Source organism: Candidatus Uhrbacteria bacterium, assembly GCA_016699205.1.
Taxonomy (GTDB): domain Bacteria; phylum Patescibacteriota; class Patescibacteriia; order 2-12-FULL-60-25; family 2-12-FULL-60-25; genus CAIXDN01.
On sequence record CP064964.1, the window covers coordinates 254916 to 279932 of the forward strand.

Annotated in this window: 17 protein-coding genes; 6 read left to right on the forward strand and 11 right to left on the reverse strand. The window is 53.4% G+C overall.

What is annotated here, in order from left to right; translation table 11 throughout:
• Positions 1–29: 29 nt before the first annotated feature.
• The 4 genes from secF to nusA form a co-directional block, all read right to left on the reverse strand.
• Positions 30–932, reverse strand: coding sequence for a protein translocase subunit SecF (secF, locus tag IPH19_01345; GenBank protein QQR61094.1), 903 nt, complete (start codon positions 930–932; stop codon positions 30–32).
• 4 nt (positions 933–936) lie between these two features.
• Positions 937–2988: a protein translocase subunit SecD gene (secD, locus tag IPH19_01350; GenBank protein QQR61095.1), complete on the reverse strand. Its 2052-nt coding sequence runs from the start codon at positions 2986–2988 to the stop codon at positions 937–939.
• A 62-nt stretch (positions 2989–3050) separates the two neighbouring features.
• A complete protein-coding gene (locus tag IPH19_01355) occupies positions 3051–3827 on the reverse strand; it encodes a membrane protein insertase YidC (GenBank protein ID QQR61096.1) in 777 nt (258 codons plus the stop codon).
• A gap of 8 nt (positions 3828–3835) precedes the next feature.
• Positions 3836–5215: a transcription termination/antitermination protein NusA gene (gene nusA, locus IPH19_01360; GenBank protein ID QQR61097.1), complete on the reverse strand. Its 1380-nt coding sequence runs from the start codon at positions 5213–5215 to the stop codon at positions 3836–3838.
• Between the two features lie 256 nt (positions 5216–5471).
• Between nusA and IPH19_01365 the strand changes: the two genes are divergently transcribed.
• Entirely contained in the window at positions 5472–6416 is a 945-nt protein-coding gene (locus IPH19_01365; protein QQR61098.1) for a hypothetical protein, read from the forward strand.
• A 259-nt stretch (positions 6417–6675) separates the two neighbouring features.
• A complete protein-coding gene (locus tag IPH19_01370) occupies positions 6676–7260 on the forward strand; it encodes a hypothetical protein (protein ID QQR61099.1) in 585 nt (194 codons plus the stop codon).
• Positions 7261–7425: 165 nt separating this feature from the next.
• Here the strand turns inward: IPH19_01370 and IPH19_01375 are convergent, their stop codons facing one another.
• The gene (locus IPH19_01375; GenBank protein QQR61100.1) at positions 7426–8193 is read right to left on the reverse strand and encodes a hypothetical protein; all 768 of its coding nucleotides are present in this window, start codon (positions 8191–8193) and stop codon (positions 7426–7428) included.
• Positions 8194–8461: 268 nt separating this feature from the next.
• Between IPH19_01375 and IPH19_01380 the strand changes: the two genes are divergently transcribed.
• On the forward strand, positions 8462–9085 hold the full coding sequence (locus tag IPH19_01380) for a hypothetical protein (protein QQR61101.1): 624 nt from the start codon (positions 8462–8464) through the stop codon (positions 9083–9085).
• Between the two features lie 83 nt (positions 9086–9168).
• Here IPH19_01380 and IPH19_01385 read toward each other — a convergent pair whose 3' ends face one another.
• Both IPH19_01385 and IPH19_01390 read right to left on the reverse strand, forming a co-directional pair.
• Positions 9169–19212 carry a hypothetical protein gene (locus IPH19_01385; protein QQR61102.1) on the reverse strand — a complete coding sequence of 3348 codons (10044 nt, stop codon included), beginning with the start codon at positions 19210–19212 and terminating at the stop codon, positions 9169–9171.
• A 9-nt stretch (positions 19213–19221) separates the two neighbouring features.
• Complete coding sequence (locus tag IPH19_01390) at positions 19222–19947, reverse strand: hypothetical protein (protein ID QQR61103.1); 726 nt, start codon at positions 19945–19947, stop codon at positions 19222–19224.
• Between the two features lie 55 nt (positions 19948–20002).
• Between IPH19_01390 and IPH19_01395 the strand changes: the two genes are divergently transcribed.
• Genes IPH19_01395 through IPH19_01405 form a run of 3 tightly spaced genes read left to right on the forward strand, consistent with a single transcriptional unit; the run spans position 20003 to position 22544 of the window.
• Positions 20003–20389 (forward strand): Hsp20/alpha crystallin family protein, encoded by a 387-nt coding sequence (locus tag IPH19_01395; GenBank protein ID QQR61104.1) that lies wholly within the window; start codon positions 20003–20005, stop codon positions 20387–20389.
• Positions 20390–20412: 23 nt separating this feature from the next.
• Positions 20413–20646: a hypothetical protein gene (locus IPH19_01400; GenBank protein QQR61105.1), complete on the forward strand. Its 234-nt coding sequence runs from the start codon at positions 20413–20415 to the stop codon at positions 20644–20646.
• A complete protein-coding gene (locus IPH19_01405) occupies positions 20643–22544 on the forward strand; it encodes a VanW family protein (protein ID QQR61106.1) in 1902 nt (633 codons plus the stop codon). Before IPH19_01400 ends, IPH19_01405 begins: the two co-directional genes overlap by 4 nt.
• A 383-nt stretch (positions 22545–22927) precedes the next feature.
• On the opposite strand, the gene IPH19_01410 is transcribed toward IPH19_01405, so the two are convergent.
• The 4 genes from IPH19_01410 to trxA all read right to left on the reverse strand — a co-directional run bounded on the left by IPH19_01410 (position 22928) and on the right by trxA (position 24971).
• The gene (locus IPH19_01410) at positions 22928–23299 is read right to left on the reverse strand and encodes a hypothetical protein (protein ID QQR61107.1); all 372 of its coding nucleotides are present in this window, start codon (positions 23297–23299) and stop codon (positions 22928–22930) included.
• Positions 23300–23313: 14 nt separating this feature from the next.
• On the reverse strand, positions 23314–23571 hold the full coding sequence (locus tag IPH19_01415; GenBank protein ID QQR61108.1) for a hypothetical protein: 258 nt from the start codon (positions 23569–23571) through the stop codon (positions 23314–23316).
• Positions 23572–23632: 61 nt separating this feature from the next.
• The gene (trxB, locus tag IPH19_01420; protein QQR61109.1) at positions 23633–24553 is read right to left on the reverse strand and encodes a thioredoxin-disulfide reductase; all 921 of its coding nucleotides are present in this window, start codon (positions 24551–24553) and stop codon (positions 23633–23635) included.
• 94 nt (positions 24554–24647) lie between these two features.
• Positions 24648–24971, reverse strand: coding sequence for a thioredoxin (gene trxA, locus IPH19_01425; GenBank protein QQR61110.1), 324 nt, complete (start codon positions 24969–24971; stop codon positions 24648–24650).
• Positions 24972–25017 lie beyond the last annotated feature (46 nt).

Sequence of the window (25017 nt, forward strand, 5' to 3'; positions counted from 1 at the left end):
AAAAATCCCCCGCATCCGGGGGATTTTTCTTATTTTTTGAAGCGTTGTCCGAGCTTATCAATGGTGATAAGCAGCGGGGATGCAATCAACATGGAGGCGAAGGTACCGACCGTGATACCCACGATCAATGGAAGCGTGAATTCATCCAACGTATCCCCACCGTAGAGGAAGATCGCGACCAAGGTGAGCAAGGTGGCCATCGAGTTAGTAATGGAACGGACGAATGTCTGACGAATGGACATTTCCACGATTTCCTTGAATGTTCCTTTGGCTTTTTGGAGGTTTTCACGGATGCGGTCCATGACAACGATGGTGTCCGTAATCGAGTAACCAATAATGGTCAGGATGGCGGCAACGAACGGCGTACCGATCTCGATACCGTACTGGTGACCCAAGAAGGCGTAGAGTCCGAGCGGAATCAAGACAACGAAACCGGAAGCCAAGATTGTGACGACACCGTACTTCCAAGATTCAACAGGGGCTGAGACTCCGCGGAAAGCGTAGGCAATGTAGATCAGAATCGCCAAAAGGGAGATTCCGAGACCGTTCAATGCTTTGGAGCGGATTTCATAACCGATCGAAGGACCAATGGCGTCGTAGCGGAGCTCGGTGACTTCACCGAAGCGTTCGCGGAGGCTGGTCAAAATCGCCTGATGCTTTTCTTCCGAGACGGTTTTCAAACGGAACTGGATATCTTTTTCACCAGCCGGCTGAATCACGATGGAACCGAGATCATCGGCGACATTGCGCAAAGCGGCGTCAGCATCGGCGATGGAAGGGCGCGTTTCAAAGCGAACAGCCATCAAGGTACCTCCGGTGAATTCAATCCCCTGCTTCAAGCCCCAGGCAAAAAGCATGACAAGCGATGCGAGTGCGAGGGCGCCGGCGATCGCGTACCAGGCTGGGCGAAGATTTACGAGCGTTGTTTTCATAAGATTATTTCTTTCCAGAAGCAAGGAATAGCCACGGCCATTTTGCGAGCGGCGTCTTGGCCAAGGCACGCAATACCGTACGCGTGGTAACCGTAGCCGTGAACAAAGAGATGACGGTACCGAGCGCGAGCGTGAGAGCGAAACCCTTGATCAATGACGAGGAGAACCAGAACAAGACGGCACAGGAGATCAGAATCGAGACGTGACCGTCGCGAATCGAGGTCCAGGCGCGCTTGAAGGCTTCTTCCAAGGCCGGCTCAAGCGCGAGTCCTGACTTCAATTCTTCCTTGAGACGCTCAAACACGAGCACGTTTGAGTCGATCGCCATACCGATCGAGAGAATGAAGCCGGCGATACCGGAAAGCGTGAGCGTAATCGGTACAAGCTTGAAGGTGGCGGCGTTCAAGGCGGCGTAGATCACAAGCACGACAACGGCAGCCATACCCGGCAAGCGGTAGATCAGGATAGCGAAGATCGCGATCAAGAGGAATGCCACGAGTCCGGCGTTAATCGACTTGGTTAGCGAGTCTGCACCGAGCGTCGGGCCGACGGATTGCTGGGCGACGAGCGTAATCGGCACTGGAAGCGCACCTGCCTGCAAACGGCGGGCAAGAAGCTTGGCTTCCTCGAGCGTGAAGTTACCTGTAATCACGGCGCGACCGCCGAGAATCTCCTGGTTCACAACCGGGGCCGAGAGCACGTTTCCGTCGAGGAAAATCGCGACCTGCTGGCCAACGTTTTTCTTCGTAAGTTCAGCAAACAACTTGCTACCCTCGTCATCAAATTGGAGCGAGACCTGGATGGAGCCGAGCTGTTGGTCAAAATCGACCTTCGCTGACTGCAGCTGCTTGCCGGTCAAAGCGGTGGCTTTCCACTCATCAACAGGAACGAAGTCGGTTGGAACGGAGCGGTTGATTTCAATCAAACGCAAGCGAGGTTCCTTGCTGATGCGCTCACCGAGTTTCCAGACGAGGTGATAACCGAATTCTGTTTCAATGACTTCGGAAATGGTTCCGGAAGCCTGGGCAAAGACTGGCGTCTCGAATTTTTCTACCATGTCGCCCGTTCCGAACCAGCCAAGGTCACCCTTTGTTGACGTGGCGTTTGGTTCATCGGAGTTGGCAGCGACGAGGCTGTCGAAGTTTTCAATCGTGGCCTGCTTTTTAATGTCTTCGATTTTTGCTTTAGCTTCTTCTTTGGTACGCGTTGAGAGACCGCCCTGAGCACCCTGATATCCGATCAGCATGTGGTGCGCGTTCACTTCTTTCGGACCGTCCTTCAATTCTTCCATCTTTACAACGAGATAGACATTGTCGGTTTCAACGACATTCGGGAACACGGCGCCTGGCGCGAGACCGCCGACGGTGTCGAGAAGATCCTGCAAATCCTTGCTACCAGCGATGGTCGCTGCAGACAAAGCACCCGTGTCTCCCCCGTCAATTTTACGAGCGGCGTTTTCTGTTTTGTTCTTGGCGAGTTCCGCAAAATCCGTTTCCGGCTTTCTTGCTTCATCCAAAATAGCCTTGGCACGGGCAAGAGCATCCGTATTGCGCTTATCCATCTCATCCTGCTCTTCTTTGGTGAGTGGACGCGGTTTTTCCGTGTTCTTTTCCTTGAACTCAAGGATCGGCGTTTCACCGATAAGTTTGATAGCCTGGTTGACGTCGCGGATACCGGCGAGCTCCACGTTTACGCGCCATGCATCACCAGCTTGCGTAACCTGGATAACCGGCTCGGAAACGCCAAGCGAGTTGACGCGGCGCTCGATCACATCGCGGACGCCATCCATGGCTTCACGCTGTTCTGACGGCGCAACCTTGGAAACATCAGCCTCATATTCAAGCGAGGTTCCGCCCTGAAGATCAAGGCCGAGGACGAATGGCTTGTTGATCGTCGGAATATTGAGACCCGTGAGTTCGTTGACTTGGCCAACGACCCAGTTAGCAGGACCCGGGTAGGAAAGAGACCCTGCGGCAAGCAGAAGCAAGGCGAGCCAACCGAGGCGCGACATGACTGTTTTGCGGGAGGGCGTGGTTTGTCGGTTCATTCGAGACATATCGGATCAGGGGAAAAATGCGGGGCAAGTGTAGAAGAATCGGGATCAAGGAGCAATGATTGTCAATTCCCGAGCTGCGGCTCCATCTTGGGAGGCGTGCGGCGCATGACAAGATATTGCTGGGCAACGGTGAGCAAGCTCATTACGAGCCAGTACAAGGTGAGACCACCAGGGAGTGAGAAACCGATGACAGCCGTCATGATCGGCATCATGTAAGTCATTTGTTTGTTCATGATGGCGGTCATGCTTTCATCCTGAGCGCCTTCTGTCTTGGCGACTTCCGGCGGAGGCGTTGCGACCGTGGCTGCCGGCGGCTTCAAAATCATCTTGGTCTGCCAGAACTGGACGAGGGCAGCAGCGATCGCCAAGACGTAGTTTGGTTTGGTGAGATCAAATAATCCGAGGAACATCGTTTGGATAGTCTGCGGATTTGGGACAAATGGGTAGAGCTGGTTCAAGCCCTGCGATGCAAGACCAACAGACAAGGCGTGATAGAGCGCGATAAAAACTGGAAGCTGGACCAAAAGCGGCAAACAGGAAGCGGCCGGATTCACTTTCTCGCGCTGATAAAGCGCCATGAGCTCCGAGGCCTGCTTTTCTTTATCGTCCTTCAAACGAGAACGAATCTCCTCGATCTTAGGCTGCAATTCCTGCATCGCGCGCTGCTGCTTGATCTGCAGATGCGTCAACGGATAGAGCACGATCTTGATGATGATCGTTAATACGATAATGGCGATACCAACATCCTGTCCCGGAATCGTGACATACAACCACACCAACAAATTGAGAATCGGCTGGAAGAAGATGGTGTTAAAGAGAGCTTGGATCGCTTGGAACATAGATTATTTTATTCTTTTGAATCGCTTCCCTGCTCGGCTGCAACGACCGGCGTCTGCTCGGAATAGCCTTCCATCTCTTTGGCTTCTGCCGGCTCGCCATCAAGCGGCTTGTCGGCTTCTGATTCCGACTTAGCATCGGCTTCTGCGGCAGATTCTGGCTTGTCGTCCTCGACTGGAGCGCCGAACTCCCCTTTTTCCGAATCGGCGACCGGTTTACCGCCCTGCTCGACGACCGTGATCTTCCAACCTGTCAGTTTAGCGGCGAGGCGAACGTTCTGACCGCCTTTACCGATCGCGAGCGAGAGCTGATCCGCCGGAACCGAGACAACAGCGAGGTGTTCATCTTCACGAAGCTCGACATCGATGACTTTGGCCGGCGAAAGAGCCGCTTTGATGTATTCGATCGGCTGTTCATTCCAGAGCACGACATCGACTTTTTCACCGCCGAGTTCACGGATAACCGACTGAATACGCGTACCGCGCTGACCGATACAAGAACCGATCGGGTCTACGGCGTCGTCATTGGAAGCGACGGCGACTTTGGCGCGGCTGCCAGCTTCACGGGAAATCGCTTTGATGTCGACCGTGCCGTTACCGATTTCCGGAATTTCTTGTGCGAACAATGCCGCAACAAGCTGCGGGCTCGTACGCGAGAGACGAATCTCTGGACCACGCGTCGTCATCTCGACGGAACGGAGCAAAGCCTTGATGCGCGTTCCCGGGAAGTAGCGTTCCGATTCAACCTGATCTTCCGGAAGCATGATGCCCGTTGCGCGGCCAAGGTCGATCAAAACGAGACGGCCTTCACGGCGTTGAACCGTGACATTCATAAGCTCGCCTTCGCGACCCTTGAAGTCGGAGAAGATGACGCCGCGTTCTGCCTCGCGGATCTTTTGCAAGATAACCTGCTTAGCGGTCTGGGCGGCCATACGGCCGAATGCGGCAGGAACGCCAAGCTCCACGCGGATCTCCTCGCCGACTTGGGCGTCAGGCTTGAGGTCGCGAGCGTCGCTCATCATGATCATCGTCTTTGGATTGAACTTGAATTCATCCGGAAGAACTTCTGTCGCGGCCGGATCAGGGCGTGGGGTCGACTTATCAAAAGGCTTGTCCTTTTTAGGCGCCGTCGCCGCTTCAAGACGCGTAAAGTAGTCCTCGTCGAGAACCATGTCTTCCACAACGGTCTTTACGTCGAATACGCGAATACCGCCGGTCATACCGTCGTACTTTTCCGGGTCAAACTCGACACGGAGGTTCTGGTTCTTGTTGCCGAAGTCCTTGCGATAAGCGGCGGCAAGGGCGTTTTCTACGGTTTCGAGCACTGATTCGAACGAAATATTCTTTTCGTCCGCAATCTGTTTCATCGCGGCGGAGATTGGGCTAGCCATATGTCTTAGTCACGCATCATGGTCATTGTAAATAATGACCAGTTAGGCGTGAACGTTAGGAAATAATTATGTTTATGATGCGTGTTTATGTATAAAACAAGCCCGATCATCCAGATCGAGCAATGGCAAGAGGATAGCAGAATGAACAGAGGTTGACAAGATTGGGTTTTTGGCTTAGGTTGGAGCACTGTCCTTCCCAAGGGCAAGCCGATCCGGCGGTAACCGGATGTACCTTTAAAGGAGAGAGAAGATCAAGATGAAGCCCGCACTCCCGACCCAGATCCCCCTCTGCGGCCGCCGTCCCCCCGTCATCGGAGCGCTCATCAACGCGATGCAGCTGCATCAGCGCCCCTTCGTCCTCATGATGCAGGAGGAGGATCGGCACGAGCTCGTCGGAACCATCAAGATGATGGCCGAGCGACTCGGACTCGTCCCCTTCCTCATCGCGGCGGATGACACCGCCACGCAGGAGCTGTACCTGCTCGACAAGGAGAGACATCTGCTCGTGATCGTGGAGACGCCCCAGTCGCGTATCCCGATCGGGATGCAGCAGTTCATCCTCGAGCGGTACGAGCCGCCGGCGCGGAACGAGCACAAGATCGCCAAGCGCATGCGCGATGGCGCATCGCAGCGAGAGATCCAGGACAGCATCCCCAAGGCGCATCCGCCGGCAGGACTGCTCGTCGTCACCGACACCGATCCGGGCGAGCTGCTCGTGCAGAATCTCTGGACGAAGCCGTTCACCGAGCTCAAGCAGTACACGGTGCTCTGGGACAAGATGCCGCAGCGTCCCGACGCCTACACCGGCATCTTCCGTGCCGGCCTCACGCTCGCGGCTCGCGAAGCCAAGATCACGCTCGACGGCCGCGTCGACGAGGAAGCGGTGGCGCGGTACGCCCGGGTGCAGAAGATCCTCGCGAGCCACGCCCGCAAGGCCAGGGAGCGCGGAATGAGCCTCCAGGCACATCAGAACGCCGCCGAGGTCCTCGACGCGGCGCGAGACTGCGTTCTCTACATCAGCCACAAGGCGGATCGGCGGATCGACACCAACGTGATCGAGGCGCTGGTCTTCAAGGGGGTCACGGAGTCCGCCATCAAGACGACCTTCGGGCTCGCGGAGCGCCACAGCGCGCGCAAGTCGCGGCCGAGCTTCGGTCCCGACGCGCCGTTCATCGGCAAGTCCATCGCCGTCGGCGAGTAGCAGCTCCCCTCTCTCTCTTTCCCTTACTCTTCCACCCGCCCCATACCGAAACTCGGTGTGGGGCGTTGTGTTTTTAACAACTTTTTATCTAAACTTTATCATTTATTTGACTTTAAATATAGAATTTGATAATTAAATATGTTGCCTGTGTTTAGGCAACATGTGTACAAGCGTGAGGCGCACCTTGGAAAATACGATACTCATACTCACACATGAGAAAGATGATTGCGCTAAGCTGGTCATTCAGCAACTTGAACGCATGAGCGCAGACTTCGTGCGCTTCAACACGGAGCGTTTTCACACCGAAGTCAAACTATCCCTGAGGCTCGACAAGGACGGACGCAGCGAAGGCAGTTTCCTCTTCCCTGATCGACGCGTACGCATGCCTCATGTAGGCGTCGTCTGGAACAGGCGCGTCCATCTACCTGAACTCCCGAAGCTATTTCCAGATGAGCCCGAGCTCCAGGAATGGATGCTCGAGGAAACCAAGTGGGCCTTCAGCATCGCGATCACGATGTTGAAATGTCCTGTGGTAAATCCCTGGGAAGACAACGAGCGTCTCAAGTTCAACAAGATGCTCCAGATGCGGAGAGCCGCCGAACTTGGATTCGAGATCCCCGCAAGTATCCTCACCGACGAGCCCGAGGCCATCCGGCAATTCTGGGACGAAGGCGGGGGCGAAATCATCATGAAAAAGATTCGTAAGGGCCTGATTCACATGAAGAGCGGGAGGCGCGTCCTCTTTCACACGAGTCGCATTCCTCCTGAGGTGCAGACGAACGCCGCTCTGGAACGCCTGCGATTCACACCGAATCTCATGCAGACGCACATTCCCAAAAAGTGATGCATTCTGTCAGTGGTCGTCGGTGACCAGGTCTTCACGGTCGCGATCCATTCACAAGACGTACCTGAAGGTAAGATCGACTACCGTACAGCCGGCCTGCTGGGCAAGGCGCGTGAAATGAAACACGAGATCATTGATCTCGGTCGCGAGGCCAACGAGCGCCCCTCACTTTATTTCCTTGAATCCAAGATGCTGGTATGCGGGTAGCTGCGAAATAACGTGGTTGAGTCCCTGCCAAACAAATAAATTTTTGTCCATTTCTTCAAAAATACGCAAAGCATTTTCCATCAAACCAAAATCTCTTGCGAGATTAATGCAGACAGCCGCTTCATTAGTTACATATGGACCGTTGGTCGGTTTCTGCGCTTCAACAATTCTCTCTATTTCAATATCGACCTCAAATATCTGATCAAAATTATTAAAATTAATTACACCAGCCTCCTGTAAATAGTCTCGAAGCACTTCAAAGCAAGCGAGGCCGCTCTCTGCAATCTGATATTGGCCACCGATTGAACCCAAGACTTTTATCAATAACTCTTTCTTTTCGATACCGATTCTTCCGTCTTTGGCGGCACCTGATAGGAAATTTAAAAACGCCCAACCTGCAAGTGCTTTTCGATCAGCGAATACCTCTATAGCCAATGAGTTAATTCTTGCAAACGATGGCTCGATATTAAAAAAATTAATTCTTTCTTTCATCGCGATATCAATGAGCACGGCCTGTTCCCCTATTCGGGATATAGAAGCGTCGAGCATCTCCTCATCATTGTTAAGCTTATCCCCCTCCAAGCAGAGGACGAATCCCCGCTCTGAGCTTTTCAAGCTGTTTTTGAATGCTATCCCTAAGTCTAAAATTTGCCGATCATCTGGGTTACGCGTGTGCTTAGTTCCAGCTAAGACGATTTCACGCCCTCCCTTTTCAAGTACAGACAATGAAAAATCAGACTTTGCTTCGCTGATTGCTTCGTAAATATTGCGTATGTATGGGGCGAGCTCCTTATGCTAAGCATACAATCCTTCGATTTGCCTTTATTTTAGCTTACTTTTTAAGCTCTGGCTACACCCAAATATCTGTCACCGACTATTGACATTTTATTAAAAATGTGGTTAGCTCCGGTTACCTGTGATACGATTTGTGCAGGCCCAGAGGGAATGGTTCCCGATGGAAACCTGTGCACCTTATCTCAAGTGGAGGTTCGTCATGGAGAAGCTGCGTTTCTTCCTTGCGGCCGCCTTCATGGCGGCTCTCACCGGGTGTCCCACGCCCAACCCCATGCCCGACAGCGACACGGGTACGCTGCCCACTGGAGACTCCGGGCCGGACGTCGACAGCGGAACGGATCCCGTCGATGCCTACGTTCCCCCCGGGGAAGACGGCGGCGTCGACTCGGGTACGATCCCGAACGTCTGCGAAGACGTCGACTACGTCGGCATCGAGTGCAACCTGCCGTTCGGCATGGAGTACAACCGCGACGGGTTCATCTGCGCCGACGCGATCAACAACGACCTCTGGGTCTGCGACACGTGCTCCTCGCCTGAGCGTGAGCTCACGCATGAGGAAGGCGGAATCCTGTACTCGTTCCTCCGGTTCGCTCGCGCAAACACCGGCATGTACATGCCGGCAGGAACGGCCATGGAGTTCACCTGCGGGCCGGAAGGCCGCTGCTGGCTGAACTGGCTCAACCCGGACTCCAGCTACTCGCACTGCCGCGTCAGTTTCCAGTCCGCCTCCGGCGGCATGGGATGCGACATGGCAACAACCGAATGCTGGATGCCTGGGTCTGCAACCCCGGTCGTCAGCACCGCCGCCTACGTCGGAGAGTGAGCTCACGCTCCTCCCCGCCCCTACCTGAAAGCCCCCGAGTCTTGCCTGACTCGGGGGCTATTCAGTTTCTGAGATTTGACTGCCTACGGAGCTGTACTTGTTGACACTACATTAGCTCGAAGCTGTAGCGAGCCCGGATAGACAATCCAAGGTCTACTTGTTCGGCTTGTAGAAGGTACGGGAACGGTTGGAATCGAATCCAATATATCACCCTTACACTCACTAACAGGTAGAACCAAGTTAGCTACGACGTTACTAAGTGATGAACTTGTATTGCTTCTGATGTTAGGATCTCCACCAAGAGTAGATCCCGCCCAGCAGCCACCATTTGGATGACGGACTGTTGAGGCGGTCGGGCCTACGGTGACGTCATCTGGCTGACCTCCTGTGAGACCGGCGCGGCATTCGCCAGTACACCAGCCGAAGTTGTCTTGAATCATGACACGTGGGCTAAAGCGGCAGGTGCGGATTTCTTCATCGAAACATCCGCCGACTGGAGCCAAGCCTTCGAGACAGATATCGCCAGGAGCACATTCTGAGGTAGAGCCTGGAGTGGTACAGGTGCGGTTGGTATCGCGGGAACAGCGAGGCGAGTTGGAACAGGCAGGCAAGCCAGAGCCATCGCGAGTCGTTTGCTGCGCGCCACATGTGTACAAGTGGGCGTAGTCAAAGTAGTCGGACTGACAGGCTTCCGTGCTGTTACCGAACATCGTACGGATGTTACAGGTGTCGCGTACACCGCCGACCGTACAGTCAGTATCCTGAGAACAGGAGAGGTTGGCATTCTGTGCACAGGTTCCGATCGCCACACAGGTACCAGCACCGGCAGGACAGTCAGCGTTGGTCTGACAGGTTAATCCTGGGGTCAAAGAACATTCGCGCTGGACTCCGCAGAATGGCTTGCGGTTCTTCATGCGTGTGTCGTCGACGCGCTGGGTTGAACCATCGCCCCAATCGATCACAACTTGGCGGAGCGGCATCTGGTTATGAGCAGACCAAGCGTAGAAGCGCATGGTCGACTTGTGCGAACCGCCGCCTACGTTGATGACGCCGTCGGTTTGACCGTTGAAGGCAAAGGCATCGACGCGTGAAACAGGACACTGACCCGGAACTGCGCAGTTACGCGTGTCCGGAGCGGCCAAACGAGGCGGACGAGGCGTGTAGTACGACATGTAGCGGAAGGTTGCTGCGCCGACACCAGATCCCGTGAAGCCGAGGAATGTCGGCGTGTACATACCGAGCGTGTGGTCGGTTGGTAACGGATGCGGACCGCTCGGATCAAGTGAACCATCCAAGCTGCGATCCGTGATGCGATAAGCGATCAAACCGCAGAATTCATCAGCCGGGTTAGGACAAATATCGATACGCGGCTGATAACCGCCGGAGTGCGTACAGATATTGTTGTCTGTATCCGGGTTGTCCGAACGATTTGGTCCGGTGTCGCTGCTGCCAGGGACGCGACAGACCGCGATCGGAGTAAAGTCTGGAGAAGGACCGGAGACTGGAATACAGGAGTTGCGGGCGGCCACTTCTTCACCGGCAGGAAGGTTCACTTCACAAGAACCATAGGTTCCGGCGCGCGGCATTTCTACACGGCCATCCGGGCTCGCGCGGTAGAAACAGACCTGCGTATCACGCAAACCTCCGACACAGCGACCGAGCCAGCCTGGATCCGGAGCCGCACACACCGTGGAGGCTGGGACCTCGGTGAAGTTACAGTCGCTATCCGCGCCACAGGTGTTGCGAGTTTCATCTGCTGTGAGTCCTGTTGTTGCAAACGCACTACACTTTTTGTCTGGCAAACACGTTCTTCCTTCAACACGAACCGGACAATCAAAGCTAGCGGCTTCCGGTGCGGCACAAGTTGTCGCTACGTTCGGCCCAATATTTGTCTGACATCCGAAAGCAAAGTGCGGAGCACGCCCTGCCAACTCGGTTGAAATCGGTGCTGGTAATGGGCTTGCCGTTCTGTTCCAGAATCCTGGAGAAACTTCCGTCCAGCCCACCGGGGCGCAGGCGTTAAGTAACGATGCGATTGTGCCATCTTCCTTGGTGAATGAAGGAGCCTTACAGACATCGACGCTCTCTGCACAGGAAAGCAAACGGCTGATTCCACCGCGACAGACTTTCTGCGCGATATTTTCATCTTCCGTAAGCGGCAAGGCACAGGCGCCATCGACAGAACAGGATGGCGATGCCGTCGATCCAGTAGCTTCTGGCGTACAGCGTGTTCCTTTGAACGGACCGTCGGTACAGGCACGATCAACCTTGGAGACTGGGAGGAACTGGAAGCGATAGACGCGATAGATACGCGCGAACAAGTTGGAGAGATATGCCCACTTGTCACCCGGGACCGTGTTTGGACGATAGTAGGTCTGTGATGGCGGGGCCAAGAATGTTGGCGGATTGAGCGGCGAGAATCCGGTAATTTCCGATCCGCTCTGGAACAGCGGCTCGATGCCGGCCGGGCCCGTGTTGATTGCGCTCGAGAATGGCGAGGCGCTATCAGAATACTGGAGACCGGTTCCTGGCTCGCGGAAATCGCCACGGCGCCAGACGCGATCCGTGAAGGCGGCGTCTTGGTTGGAATTCTTACTGCGAACTTCCGCCAATTCCTTACATACGCTCGCGGTTCCGACTTCCATGTTCATGTAGATGTAACGCTGATCGCCGCCAGTGTCGCCGCCACAAGCTGAGACCCAGAAACCAACGAAGCGCCACGGACCAGCCACATTGTCTTGGGTCAAATCAGATCCGGTAGCTGTCGTATTCTCTGAACGAGATTCGAAGACGGCACGTACAGCAAAGTATGGCTTGCTGTTTTCACAAACGCTCTGGATCGGATCGCGGCGGATATCGAGCAAACCGCGGACGATGATGTCGGTTGGCGTACCGTCTTGGCCAGCGCGCTGGAGACCAACGAATTTCTTTTGGTTGGTCGAGCGATAGTCGAGCTCCCAATACTTGATGTAACACTTAGCGTTTGGATCCGGATTTCCAACGCACGAGACCTGGAACGGACGACCGCCGCGCGAGGAGTAAATACCTTCCTGTCCGCGCGTAAGATACGGGTTGTAGTTCTCGTAGAATTTATCGCGCCATTCCGTGTCTTTTGGACGGTTTGATCCGGCATCATCGTAATTCACGCTGCCCAAGTTATCGACCCAGGCGGCCTGATATCCACATGCGATGCGGCCGTGAGGGCCCTTGATCGGATCGATCTTGAAGTACGAGATCGTGTTGTCGCTCAATCCTGATTCAAAGAACTGCGTGCGGCGTGCGCGGAATGCCGGATCGCTGCTCATATACTCACTCGTATCCTCTTCTGAGCCATCTACACTTCCGTCAACGTTGCCCGGTTTCGGTGCACCAAGCAACTGAAGCTGTTGAGCGAGGTTATCGTCATTGGTGCGCAGGAAGTATTCACCGTATCCAGCGCCGGCGTCGACAAGGCGGATGCCGTAAGAATCGTTTTCATTGGCGCCTCCGGAAATTTCATCAAAGGACCCATCATCGTCTTGGTCATCGTCAGCCAATTCACAATCGGTGGTTGCCGTGTAATACGACTCCGGCTTTGCTCCAAAGATAGAAGCAAAGTAGTTTTGATCTTCACCAAGAATACCGCTGTTGTCGGCCGAGACCCAGTCGTCACGATAATCAATTTTTGTCATCCAACCAGCAAAGAAGCGCAGGCGGCCACGACGATCTCCGCCAAAGATACTACCCGGACCGTGATCCCAATCATCATCACCCGCGTAATGCATATTTGCCGGTTTCACCTCTGCGTTTCCGTCACCAGGTCCGTTCTGCGGACTATTGAATTGCGAGAACGAGGTCCAGATGAAGCGGGCCTTGGTCGGCTTCTTCACCGGAGAAACACAGTAGTACTGACCGGAGTTTTGCGGCGGCAAGTAACCAGAAGTTGGTTGATAGTGGAACGAGTCTTTATCGCCAAAGAGAATTGGGGTTGGATTCCATGTCAAACATGGCTTGTTCGCCTGATCTTCACCGATAATGCGCGTTTCATCGCGCTCCAAACACTGGCCAAATACACCGCGGATGATTTCAAGCTTGTTGAATGCGACACAGCGACCGCCTCCTTCTGGCGCGCCACAAGTCTGCGCAGCATTGGAACCTTCCACGCCCTGCACAAGCTCTTGGGTTTCAGTTCCACCTGAGCTTGCAGCTGGAGCTGTGCGGCCGCCTTGCGTTTGAATCTGGAAGATGGTTGCCGGCAAGCAAGCTTGACCATCGCGAGGACCGCCCTGACAGATTCCTGGCGGAACATCTTGGGACAATGAACTGAAAAATTTGCTGAAGGCAGTTGAACCGTACTGAGCACGCTTATAGTTACAGACGCAGTCTTCTCCGAATTCACAAGTGTTGGCGCTGTTGAAACCTCCAAGCTTGCTGACTGGTTTTGGCGGATTCGTCGTGAGATCCCATTCTGTCACGTAGCTTTGACCAAATGGAGAATCTGCTTCCGGATTCACACGACACTCGGCCGGAGGGAAGGAGTTGGTCAGAGTCGGATCGACGCGCGGATCATCGAGAGAGAAACGCGTTGAGACATTCTGGAAATTAGTGTTGTCACCGCCTGATTTTACCGGGAGATAGCAGTTAACGACGGACTTGTTAGCAATTCCAGAGGCGAACAATTCCGTAGAGAGGTAATAACCAATGATACCTGTTCCAACATGCTGACAGAGATTCAGATCAGGATTTGCAAGCTGAACAGGCGTTCCCGTTAATGGACGGGCGTCATTAGGTCCGAAGGTAGCACGAACTCTGTACAAGCTTCCGAAACGATCAAGCGGAATTTGAACCGCTGCTGCAAGACGGTAATCAAGTGCAAAACGGTACTTGTTGTCATCGACATTGTTTGCACCTTCCGAACCTACGCGAGCTGTTACAAGCTCAGGAATCTGGAATGTGTCCGGAACAGCGTAACCGGAGTAGTCTTTTTCACCCAAACCAACTGGACGCTCCGTATAACTTGCGATGTCGAAGAATTTACCGCGCTGCATGACGACTTCGTCCTCGGAATCGCGATCGACGTAGTTAGCGCAGAAAATTTCACCTGGGCGGTTGGTGGATTTATCGCACAATGCCACATTGGTACAGATTTCCTTGTAGCGGCTTGTGGCAGGATCAAATACCGATTCACTTGAACGACAGCCGAGCCACTGAGCACAGTCACGGTCAACCTTCACTTTGAGTAACACGTTAGCATCGTTTTCCTCTGCGAGAACGGCTTCACAAGCCGGATCCGTCGGGTTGCGGAAACAGTCAACAGGAACCGTCGGTCGGAAGTCGTTGTTCTCGTACTTGTTATAGGAGGCAGCGACATTGTATTTGAGAATCGGATCCGTCATGTCGCGCATAAGCACACAGCCTTGGCCAACATCGACATTGCCCTGACAGGTCGTCTTATCGAGACGATCGTCGTTTACAAAGAAGTATGGTTTGCCCGTTCGATGAAGCGGGTCGCTTGTGTCGTTGATATCGCGGAATTCCGTACATTCCGAGGCAGAACCAGGACAGAGACCTGTCCAACCAGCCCAGATCGGATCGCCGCGCTTAGGCAACGGGAAATTACGGCCGCCTTCCAAGGCTTCCGGATAACATGGCTTGGCAGGACTTGAACCTTGTCGGAACCAGCCATCGTATTCCGCTTCCGGCAAGGTATCGAGCAGTGCGCCGTCTGCGGCGGTGAAGTCATCACCGGACAAGCGGACGCCTTGGCGGAATTCACAAACTTTGCGCTGCGGATCGCGGAAGTAGTCGTTGGCGCCGCCGTACTTATATTCTTCACAGAATTCCTCGGATGGCTTACAGAGCGCATCGCCGTACTTGGTGATGTCATCCTTATAATAGACGGTCTGATACGACTCGATGCTGGAGCGATCAACGGAATAGACCGGCTTTCCGAAAGCGCGACAAGAGGCGTTCTCGCGCTGACAGACCTTAGACTGGTCGTACACGACGTAAATCATGCGGTCGCCAGCTCGCGTTGTCGTTGCGGAGCCGTATGCCGTACTTGTGACATTGAAGATCGGGACTGGCGTTGCATCGCGCTGGCTGAAGCTTTCCGCATACGGGTTTTCCGAGTTACGCGTGTCGACGAAGGCGCGGCATCCAATACCCTCTGCGCGACACAAACGCGTGAAGCGGAAGGCGTTCACTTCACGATTGAAGCGATCGGTGTAAGCACGGCAGCCGAGCATCGCCTGCGGTTCTGCGGCACCCGTGAATGAGCGGTCACAGGAGATTGGCGTGTTCCAAGAATTCTGGATGACAAAGGCCGTGTCGCGAATGCGCTCGATGCGGACTTCATCGATAAAGGCGGCGCGGATTCCGGAGCCGGTGAGTGTCGTGATCAATGTCGAGGAAGATGCGAGGGAAGCTCCCGAGAACAAGCCGACCGTGTAACGCTGCCAATCCGTTGCTAGACGAACTTGTCCGACCTGGTTGGCGGTTGCGCCAGGCGTTGCAGAATCACGAATACCGAAGGTCAAGGACAAATCATTGCGGCCCGCAGCCTTGGCCCAGAAGCTGACGCGATAGAGACCGTCGGATTCAGATGCAAAGTTGACGTTGGTTGCAGGCTCGCTCTCGTTCAAACGTAAGCTCTGGTCGCCGACGAGCAAGGATTCTGGCGATGCCGTACCTGCGCTAAATGCACCGCGGCCTGAACGGAAGTTTTCACTCACGAGGACCTGGGTGTTCCCGGCAGCAGAACCGGCGTAAGCACGACAAGAAGCTGCGGTAGCCGGACAAGATCGGCTCTCGCCCAAGTTAGCGTTATAGAGACACTCGCCTGTTACGGTGCTGTAATCACCACCCGTCTTGGAACAGTCGTCGCGGCTTGTGGAGCGAGAGATGCGTAATGTAACACAATCTTCCGTCGAGAGAATCGTCTGCGAGTAATATCGGTAGTAAACATTTCCATCGCGATCGTAGAATTGGCGACAGTCTGGGTCGATACCGGTACGCCATAGACCTTCATTACAGGAAGAAGGCTCCTTGAAAGCGCCGTCTGGGCCACGCTTGGTCAAGACTTCTGGTCCCGGAGGCGTAACTCCCGATTGAGCGATGAGCGAGAATGTGCGCAATTGATAACCAGCTGTTTCCGAACCTTCCCATGTAAAGAATGTCTTACTAAGGGTAGCGCTCGGCAAGCGACAAGCGCGCAAATAGCTCCAATGTGAAGCCTGCTCCCCTCCTTCTGCGGCAGCCGCGACATTGGTGAACGCCTCACAACCAACCTGTTCTTGCGTACACTGGCGAGCTGTCGATGGAATAAAGTAGCTTGATGTAGCATCAGCAGGATCGCTAAAGCGGACATCCGGATCATTTACGAGGTCAAATGCAGCTGGCTGCTTGCGGAACTCGGCATAACCAACACATTCCTGAGGACAGACATCATTAGATGTGAGGATAGCTGGAACTTCCGGACCGCCGGCCTTGTCTGTGTAACCCTGACAACTTGCATCGACTTGGCGGCAGACCTTTGCAAACGCGTTACAAGCGGCTGGGTCAGACGCAGCACCAGTACAATTCAAATCGTCCGGAGCGATCTTCATGTGCAAGACCGGCAAGTCACGAGCGGTACCAGCTAGATAGTTGGTAGCAAATTGACCTTCTTCAAGCTGAATCGCGTCAACGAGAGCATTGTTACCCTCGACTTCAACCACCGCGTAACGCGTTGAAGATACGGCCAAGAAGGAACATTCAAAACGGCTCCAGTTATTGTCGAGTACACGACCGGCCGTCGAAAGTTGAGGCTGCTGCTCTGCAAGACTACAACCTGAGCTCTTGTAGGCAGTCGAGAGCTCGGCCACTGGAGATTCGACCGGGGCGGCGCCAGGCGCGCTCCGCATCTGACGGACCATGATCGTTGCGAGCGGCGCAGCGCCGTTAGCACGCACCCAAGCAGAAACCGTATACAAACGGAGCGGAATCACATCGACATCCTGACGGAGACGGTTAGCAGCATCCGTGGCTACGGTGCCATCGAGTGATGGGCTTCCGGTTCCGACCGTCGGAGCGGAGTAAGCTCCGGCAGCCAGCTTGCGCCAGTTGTCGAGTGCGACCGGATCGCCGCTCACGGTTTCAAATGACGGATTCTTAATAACATTCAATGCCGACTGTCCGACCTCGACACTTAAGAGACGCGTACAGCCTTCATCGGTAGCAGCACAAGGCTCAAGCGTTTTGTCGAAGTAGATCTTCTCCCCCACCGTCTGCCAGGCGCCGGTCGTGTCGCGAGTCGTCGCGTAGCCCAAACATCCGACATTTTCTGCACGGCAGACAGAGTAATCGATCGTGTTACGCAGATAAGAAACCGTTTGTCCGGCGCGATTGGAGAATGTGCGGCAGCTCGCGAAATCCTCCTGACATTCATTGGCGTTAAAACGATAGACCGTCTTATCAGCGACACAGTAGCCATATCCGCCAACACACTCGCCAGCATCGTTGCGGCGGAGACATGTCTGAATATCGCGGCACTCTTCACGTCGCTGTCCCAAACGGTTGGAGATAAGCGTGTCACCGTAACCAGTGAGCTGACATTGCTGCTGGAAGGAAGTCACGACCCAGTTTGGATCAACAAGCTTACACCATGGGTGCTCGGCATCGCGCTTGCCGTCCACATTACAGTTGGAAAAACCTTCAACAACTTCACGCAATGTCACACAGCCACCAGCACCCGCACAACGATCGATATTCTCAACAGAGTTGGCAGCGAATTCTAGACCTACAGGCAAAATACGCATCGCTCGGAGCTTCTGGAGGTTTCCAGCACAGTAGGCTTGGCGATAACAGTTTCGATCTTGGTTGTTGCGGACATCGCTGGTTGGAATGAGCTTCCAGTCGGCCTGGAGGAGCTTGTGCTCGTCGCTCATGGCGGCCTTGATCGTCAAACTTCCGCCAGCGGTCTTGCCTTGGATGAGCTGAGCGAGACGTTCATCAGCCGTACAGTTCCACAAGCCGCGATTATCAGGACATGCGATGAGCTCGGCAGAAATCTCGACATCGCTGACACGCAAGAGGCTGACATTTTTCAAATCGACGTTGGCTTTGCGTGCATCGGTCTTGCTGCGGACACTGATAGCATCCGGACTAATGCCAACTTGCGTTGCTCCGGAGAAATCAAAGGCGCCGATAATACCGCGCTCCATGACGCGAGACAGCAATTTATTGGCAAGCGTATTAATGAACATCGATGCCGTGTAAGACGCGAGCTGGGAAAAACCCTGCTCGAATGCCGTGGTCATCGTTGCTAAAAACGCATCAGACTCGCTCTTTGATGGCTTCTCGACGATTTCTTCCGTCGTCTGCTCTTTTACGAGATTTGCCGGAGTCTTGATCGAGCCATCGACTTTACCCGTAACCGCCTTGAATCCATCGCCCTCTTCACGCTCTGATGTTGCTTTTTTGATTTCATCGGCGACATTAAAAGTCGAGCGCCCAAGAATCGTGGCGCTTACACCGAGTTCACTCGCATTGGTATTAAAGCTTGCGCTGACAAAATCCGTAATTTCCGCATTCGATAAGGTGGTGTACAAGTTTTCGTAGTTGGAAACGATTTCTTGAAAATCACAACGCGGGCGCGGGCGATTATTACAGTCCTGGCCTTCCGGACAAAGCTGGTCAAGTCCCGGGATAGAGTTCGAGATTGAAATTTGCAAGTTGAGCAATTGACCTGGGTTAGGCGGACGACATAGATCGAAACCCGCATCCTGAAAAAATTCTTCTGACAAGGAGCCAATAAATTCTCCAGCCGCATCCTGACCAACATCCTCCAAATACGCACCAAAGCCTTTTTCAAAGGCAAGAGCCCCTTGACCGGTACCACCGCTCGCCAGATAGTTGGCAGCGTCATAGGCGATCTGTCCGGCAAAGGTGCGGGCGGCGTTGAAAAATGCCGTAACAGCGGCTTGTGAAAGCGCTTGGAAAATTTCATCAAGAACATCATTCGTCTTATCCGGAATGCTTTCCGTAACAACCACCGACAGCTGCGCATGCACCCTGTGCGTAACCAGCGGGCTTCCGACAACCACAACCGCGGCGAAAAAGCCGAGGATCGCGATGAGAATGCGCTGCGAGAAAGGTCGATGGTTCATACCGTAGTGTTAAGGAGAGGTTGTGGTGCTTTGATTTGCGCTTGCATTATTAATGGATGCTTCACGGATTTTCAGAACTCGGGCGTAGGTCGTTGTATACACGGCTCTCACCTCGTCGTCCGAGAGCGACTGCAAGTTTTCTGGCGAGACCAAACTGTACCGGGTCAGGACTTCACGAATTTGTACCGGCGACATTAGCGAAGGGTCCTTGGCTTCTGCGATAAACTGCTGCGCATTTTTAATTTCCGTTGGCAGATTTGGATCGGCATTAAATTGTGTCACATCGATCAAGTCGCTGAAGGTCGATGAAGCGGCGCCAGCTGGCTGCTGGTTGTCGAGCTGGATACAGGTTGTTCCGGCCGGACAATTTGGATCGCTCGACTGCGCGATTTCAATCGCGTCGGGAATTCCGTCCGAATCCGTGTCGCCAAGATACGGGGAGGTACGGTAGACGTACAGCTCGCTGTAGTCGCTCAAGCCGTCGCGGTCTGTGTCTTTGGTTTTGGAAGCTTCAAGTTCATTCGCCTTTTCCGATTGGCGAGCGAGAAGTTCTTGGGCCGGCTTGAGGACGTTATTTGAAATACGGAAAGGTGAAGTAATGTGCGCACGCAAGTAGACGGTTGAAAGAATCACGACAGCCATTCCGCAAATTCCTAAAATTGATACGGAAAAACGGGTGTCCGTCGGCAATGAACGCCACCAATCTTTGACACGCTGCATGGGCGCCAAAGGCATGGGGGTATCATAGCACATGACAAAACCGGAAACGAGGCTTACACTTGTGTAAAATATGGCTCTCGAAGAATATCGATTGATGAATACCGAATCCCCTGCCGCCGAATGGTTCCGAAGTGAAAACGAGGGACAGCTGTCGGTGGATGTATTCCGCGAGGGAAATACGCTTGTTGTGCGCTCGACCCTTGCTGGCGCCAAGCCCGAAGACCTTGATATCGCCGTGAATGGCGACTTGCTAACGATACGCGGAAGCCGCGAGGATAAGCGTGAAATCAATGAAGATGACTGGTTTCATCAGGAATGTCATTGGGGAACCTTTAGCCGCAGCCTTATTTTGCCGGTCGATGTTGTGGCTGATCAGGCTGATGCGACCCTTCGCGATGGTATTCTCGAGGTACGTATCCCGATAAGAGGCAGTCAGCGGCATATTCCGGTCAATTAACCATAGAGCCTAACGTAAAATATATGGGTTTTCTTCCGATGCCGGCCAAAGTAACACAGTTAGACGAACTATTCGTTTCCGTCGAAGTTGAAGGACAATCGGTACGCATCCCCCGCTCTGCCATTGCCGGAAATGCCGTAATGGGTGATACATTACAGATTGTAGCCATCGCGCCAGGCAAACAGCAGGACACGGATCAGGAAGTCGCCCGCGGCATGTTGAATCGTTTACTTGGAGAGGGAGCAACAAATGCATGAACCTCATTGAAGCAAAACAACGCGGAAGACAGATCGCTTCCGCCTCTTTGATCGGAATAGCACTTGCCGGCGGTCTTGTTGCCTCGATTTTAGCCGGGCTTGGGGCCGCGGCTTATGGATACGAGGTTGTTTTCCGCGACAAGTTTTTTCCAGGCGTACGAGTCGCCGGACTTACGCTAGATGGAATGACGCGCGCGCAAGCCGAGGCCGCCATTCAACGCCGTATTAACGATGCATTGGAGCCGGGTTTTATTTTCCGCTTGGAAGACAAACAAATCACGCTGCCGCGAAGCAATGTGCCTTTGGAAGATCCGGATCTCTCACATGATTTGATCTCTTATGATCCGGCTCCAGCTGTGGATCAAGCTTTCTTGATGGGCCGATCGTCATCGAATGCCCTTTGGAATGCTATTGATCGAATCCGAATGTATCTTCAACCGACGGAAATCGAGGTAAAAACGATGGTTAACCGCGATTTAGCAGAGCGTCTTTTGTTGGGTGAGGTTGATCAGGCTATGCCGCTTATGCGGAATGCCGAGCTCCATGTATCGATTTCTACATCGACGGAAAGTGGTTTTGTGACCGATATTAAAGCGGAGCAAATTGGTAAGTCGGCGGATATTGTTTCTGCTGTCGCGACGCTTGAGGCTCAAGCAAAGCAGATTGCTTTCCAGCCGATTCCGATCCGAATCATGAATGTCCTGCCTACGCTGACAACTGCGGATATTCGTCCTGTACTTTCCGGAATTCCCAGCTGGCTTTCCAAGGCACCGTTTACGATTACCAATGAGCTAAAGAGGCAAGCCGTAACGAGTTCAACGATCGCCGAATGGATTACCGCCAGCACGACACCAGCCGGCGTCGTTCTCGCGTTGGATCCCGAGCGCATCGAGAAGTCGATGGCAACGTTTACCAAGGATTTTTTGAAAGAGGCGCAGGATGGAAAATTGACGCTTGAAAGCGATGGAAAGATCAAGGAATTCATCGCTCCGGTTGAGGGTATGCGCGTTGATGGGTCGCTTACTGCGGAAGGCGTTCTTGCTGCTTGGGCCGCTGGATCATCGACGGCACCGATTGTTTTTGCCCGCGTCTCGCCAAAAATTGAAGGAGCAGATGCAGAACGGCTCGGAATCAAAGAATTGCTTGGCGTCGGACGGTCGTACTTTGATGGCTCTCCCTACAATCGACGTAGAAATATTGCCCTTGGTTCAAAAAAAATGAACGGGGTTTTGCTCGCGCCGGGTGAAATCTTTAGTCAGCTTGGGACTCTAGGTGAAATAGATGGAGCACATGGTTGGTTTCAAGAACTCGTTATCAAGGGCAATGAGACGACTCCCGAGTACGGAGGAGGGTTATGCCAAGTGGGCTCAACCAGCTTCCGTATGGCGCTTGCTTCCGGCTTAGAGATCGTTGAACGCCGCAATCACAGCTATCGCGTACGCTACTACGAGCCTGCTGGAACAGATGCCACAATTTACTCTCCGGCTCCTGATTTCCGCTTTAAGAACAATACGAATCATCACATCTTGATTACATCCGAGATTAAAGGCGATATGCTCGCGTTTTACGCTTGGGGCACGAGTGATGGCCGTAAAGCGGAGCAGACAAAGCCAAAAATCTACAACATTGTTGCACCTCCGCCGATGAAGCTTGTCCCGACAACAGAGCTTCCGGTTGGTAAGCGCCGCTGCACGGAATCAGCCCATGCCGGAGCCACTGCTAGCTTTGATTACACCGTCACTTTTCCGAATGGCGAGGTGAAGAAGGAGACATTTACAAGCTACTATCGACCATGGGGCGCCGTGTGCTTAGTGGGCGCAACAGCTGAGGATGTTGCCGCGTCCCAGAACCCTGCGGCACCGGTTGTCGACGAAACGGGCATTAATAATCCAAACTAAGGTCAAAATAGCTCGTTTCTAGCGCTTGACGGATTCTTTTAGATATGGTATACATAAGTTAGCACTTTGAGCCGCCATGGCAGTTCCCAGAGGCGGGCTCATTTTTTGTCTCTCTACAGCGCTTTTGTGCCGGATAGAGTTGTCAGACCTTTGACACTTATCCACAGGCCTGCTAGTTTCAGACAAAAACTCACAAATCAACCAACGTTGGAGCAATCCGCGTCCACGACAAGCATGGGATTTTTCAGCAGGGTGCCGCAGGTCTTCGGACTCGCTCTCCCCTATTGAAAAGTTTCTTGGATGCGGATTGCTCGAGCGCTGGTCGAAAGAAGCCCACTGACTATAAATCAGTGGGCTTTTCGTTTTATTTAATCGTTATACTGTTAAAGGAACTTGGTGAAGAGAGCCCCGAGAAAGGCACCCATACCAATCGTGAACAGTGTCCAGACACCGAAACCAATCTTCTTTCCAAAAATCCGGACATCTTCTTTCTCGACCTCGCGTACAATCACCTTTAGTGCATTCCGGGCTTCAACGTCAGTCGTCAGAATAGATCGGATTTGTTCCCATAGCACTTCTTTTACGGAAGTCTGTGTCTTGGCTGCTTGGCAGAATAACTCAGCAAATTTGTCGGGTCGATCGATTGCGTCATGGACGGTTTTCAAGTGCAGCTGATCTGTGACGCTAAAAGCGATGTTCTCGTCCTCACGACCAGAAGCGGCGGCGTCCGGTGCTCCATTTTTATCTTTTGCCATAGGTCGAGATAAAATTACTGGTTACGCAAAAGGTTTTGATTTGGTGATACGGATATCTGGTCGCCATTCTCTTCGATATATAACTTCTTACTATCCTTGGTCTTCAACATGATCGCCATCGCAAAACGTAACAAGCTAGCCTCATCTTGGAACCCCCAAGCGGCGGCGGCTTCCTTCAAGGCCGCCAAATATCCATTGTTCAATCCCAAAAATTGACCTTCAAAATCAGAGCCTGATACATCCTCTTTGCTGTTGAACTGACGAATGGGCATAGATTTTTTTATTATATCTTTACGATAAACTCATGTTGTCTCGTAGTCAATTAGATCAAGCTTAGTGACCCGAGAGAAACCGTTCTGCATCCAACGCTGCCATACATCCGGAACCTGCTGCCGTAATGGCTTGGCGATAGTGGGAGTCTTGGACATCGCCGCAAGCAAACAGGCCCGCGATATTAGTCTTGGACGAGCCTGGGATGGTTTTTACGTAACCTTTCTCATCCAGATCGACTAAGCCTTTTACAAGCGCGATATTTGGCTCGTGACCGATGGCGGCGAATACGCCGTCGATTTTCATTTCACGGATTTCTCCGGAAACCGTGTCGCGGAGTTTTACGCCTGTGACTTGACCGACATCGACACCGAGAATCTCGGCGACTTCCGTGTTGAGCACGAGTTCAATCTTGGGATTTGCTTTTACACGCTCCTGCATGATTTTGGAGGCGCGGAATTCATCCCGGCGATGTGTGAGATAAACCTTGTCTGCGAAGCGCGTCAGGAACGACGCCTCTTCCATAGCGCTGTCTCCCCCGCCGACCACGATCACGTTTTTTCCTTTGAAGAAGAAGCCGTCGCAGGTGGCGCAGGCGGACACGCCTTTTCCGTACAACCGCTTTTCATTGTCGAGTCCGAGGCGTCGGGCTGTGGCGCCGGTCGACAAAATAACCGTTTTGGCTTGATAGGTTTCTCCTTTGGAAACGACTTCGAAGCCGCCTTCGATTTGCTTGAGTGAATCGACCATGTTGGAAATAATTTCTGTGCCAAAGCGCTTGGCCTGCTTGCGCATGACGTCCATAAGCTCGGGGCCTTGGATGCCGTGCTCAAAGCCGGGGAAGTTTTCAACTTCCGTCGTGGTCATGAGCTGACCGCCTGGTTCGTGGCCTTCAAATACGAGCGGCTGCAAATCGGCGCGGGCGGCGTAGACCGCGGCCGTCCAACCGGCAGGACCGGAACCGATAATTATTACATTTCTCATAAGTCATTTGTCATTGCGAGGAACGAATGTAACGAAGCAATCTCGAGCGATGAGCGATCAAGATTGCTTCGTCGTCGGACTCCTCGCAATGACATTAGTTGATGTAAGGCTGGAATTTCTCGAGGAAGGCCTCCTTTGGCATCGCGCCGACGAGACGCTCGACTTCTTTTCCGTCCTTAAAAATAATTACGGTCGGAATCGAGAGGACGCGATACTCCGTCGACAAGTGCGAGTTCTCATCGACATTGAGTTTGCCGATTTTGAATTTGGACTCATCGATTTCTTGCGAGAGTTCGTCAATAATTGGACCGGTGATGCGGCAAGGCGGACACCAGACAGCCCAGAAGTCGACGGCAACGGGAGCCGAGGAGGAAAGGACTTCTGCCTGGAAATTTGCTTCAGTGAAAACGTGGGCCATAGGCTCAGATCATAAGTCCAAATCCCGTGGTCTGCAATGCCTAAAA

Coding starts and splice junctions, on each gene's coding strand:
- secF (QQR61094.1), bottom strand. CDS start 932: ATGAAAACAACGCTCGTAAATCTTCGCCCAGCCTGGTACGCGATCGCC.
- secD (QQR61095.1), bottom strand. CDS start 2,988: ATGTCTCGAATGAACCGACAAACCACGCCCTCCCGCAAAACAGTCATG.
- IPH19_01355 (QQR61096.1), bottom strand. CDS start 3,827: ATGTTCCAAGCGATCCAAGCTCTCTTTAACACCATCTTCTTCCAGCCG.
- nusA (QQR61097.1), bottom strand. CDS start 5,215: ATGGCTAGCCCAATCTCCGCCGCGATGAAACAGATTGCGGACGAAAAG.
- IPH19_01365 (QQR61098.1), top strand. CDS start 5,472: ATGAAGCCCGCACTCCCGACCCAGATCCCCCTCTGCGGCCGCCGTCCC.
- IPH19_01370 (QQR61099.1), top strand. CDS start 6,676: ATGAGCGCAGACTTCGTGCGCTTCAACACGGAGCGTTTTCACACCGAA.
- IPH19_01380 (QQR61101.1), top strand. CDS start 8,462: ATGGAGAAGCTGCGTTTCTTCCTTGCGGCCGCCTTCATGGCGGCTCTC.
- IPH19_01385 (QQR61102.1), bottom strand. CDS start 19,212: ATGAACCATCGACCTTTCTCGCAGCGCATTCTCATCGCGATCCTCGGC.
- IPH19_01390 (QQR61103.1), bottom strand. CDS start 19,947: ATGCCTTTGGCGCCCATGCAGCGTGTCAAAGATTGGTGGCGTTCATTG.
- IPH19_01395 (QQR61104.1), top strand. CDS start 20,003: ATGGCTCTCGAAGAATATCGATTGATGAATACCGAATCCCCTGCCGCC.
- IPH19_01400 (QQR61105.1), top strand. CDS start 20,413: ATGGGTTTTCTTCCGATGCCGGCCAAAGTAACACAGTTAGACGAACTA.
- IPH19_01405 (QQR61106.1), top strand. CDS start 20,643: ATGAACCTCATTGAAGCAAAACAACGCGGAAGACAGATCGCTTCCGCC.
- IPH19_01410 (QQR61107.1), bottom strand. CDS start 23,299: ATGGCAAAAGATAAAAATGGAGCACCGGACGCCGCCGCTTCTGGTCGT.
- IPH19_01415 (QQR61108.1), bottom strand. CDS start 23,571: ATGCCCATTCGTCAGTTCAACAGCAAAGAGGATGTATCAGGCTCTGAT.
- trxB (QQR61109.1), bottom strand. CDS start 24,553: ATGAGAAATGTAATAATTATCGGTTCCGGTCCTGCCGGTTGGACGGCC.
- trxA (QQR61110.1), bottom strand. CDS start 24,971: ATGGCCCACGTTTTCACTGAAGCAAATTTCCAGGCAGAAGTCCTTTCC.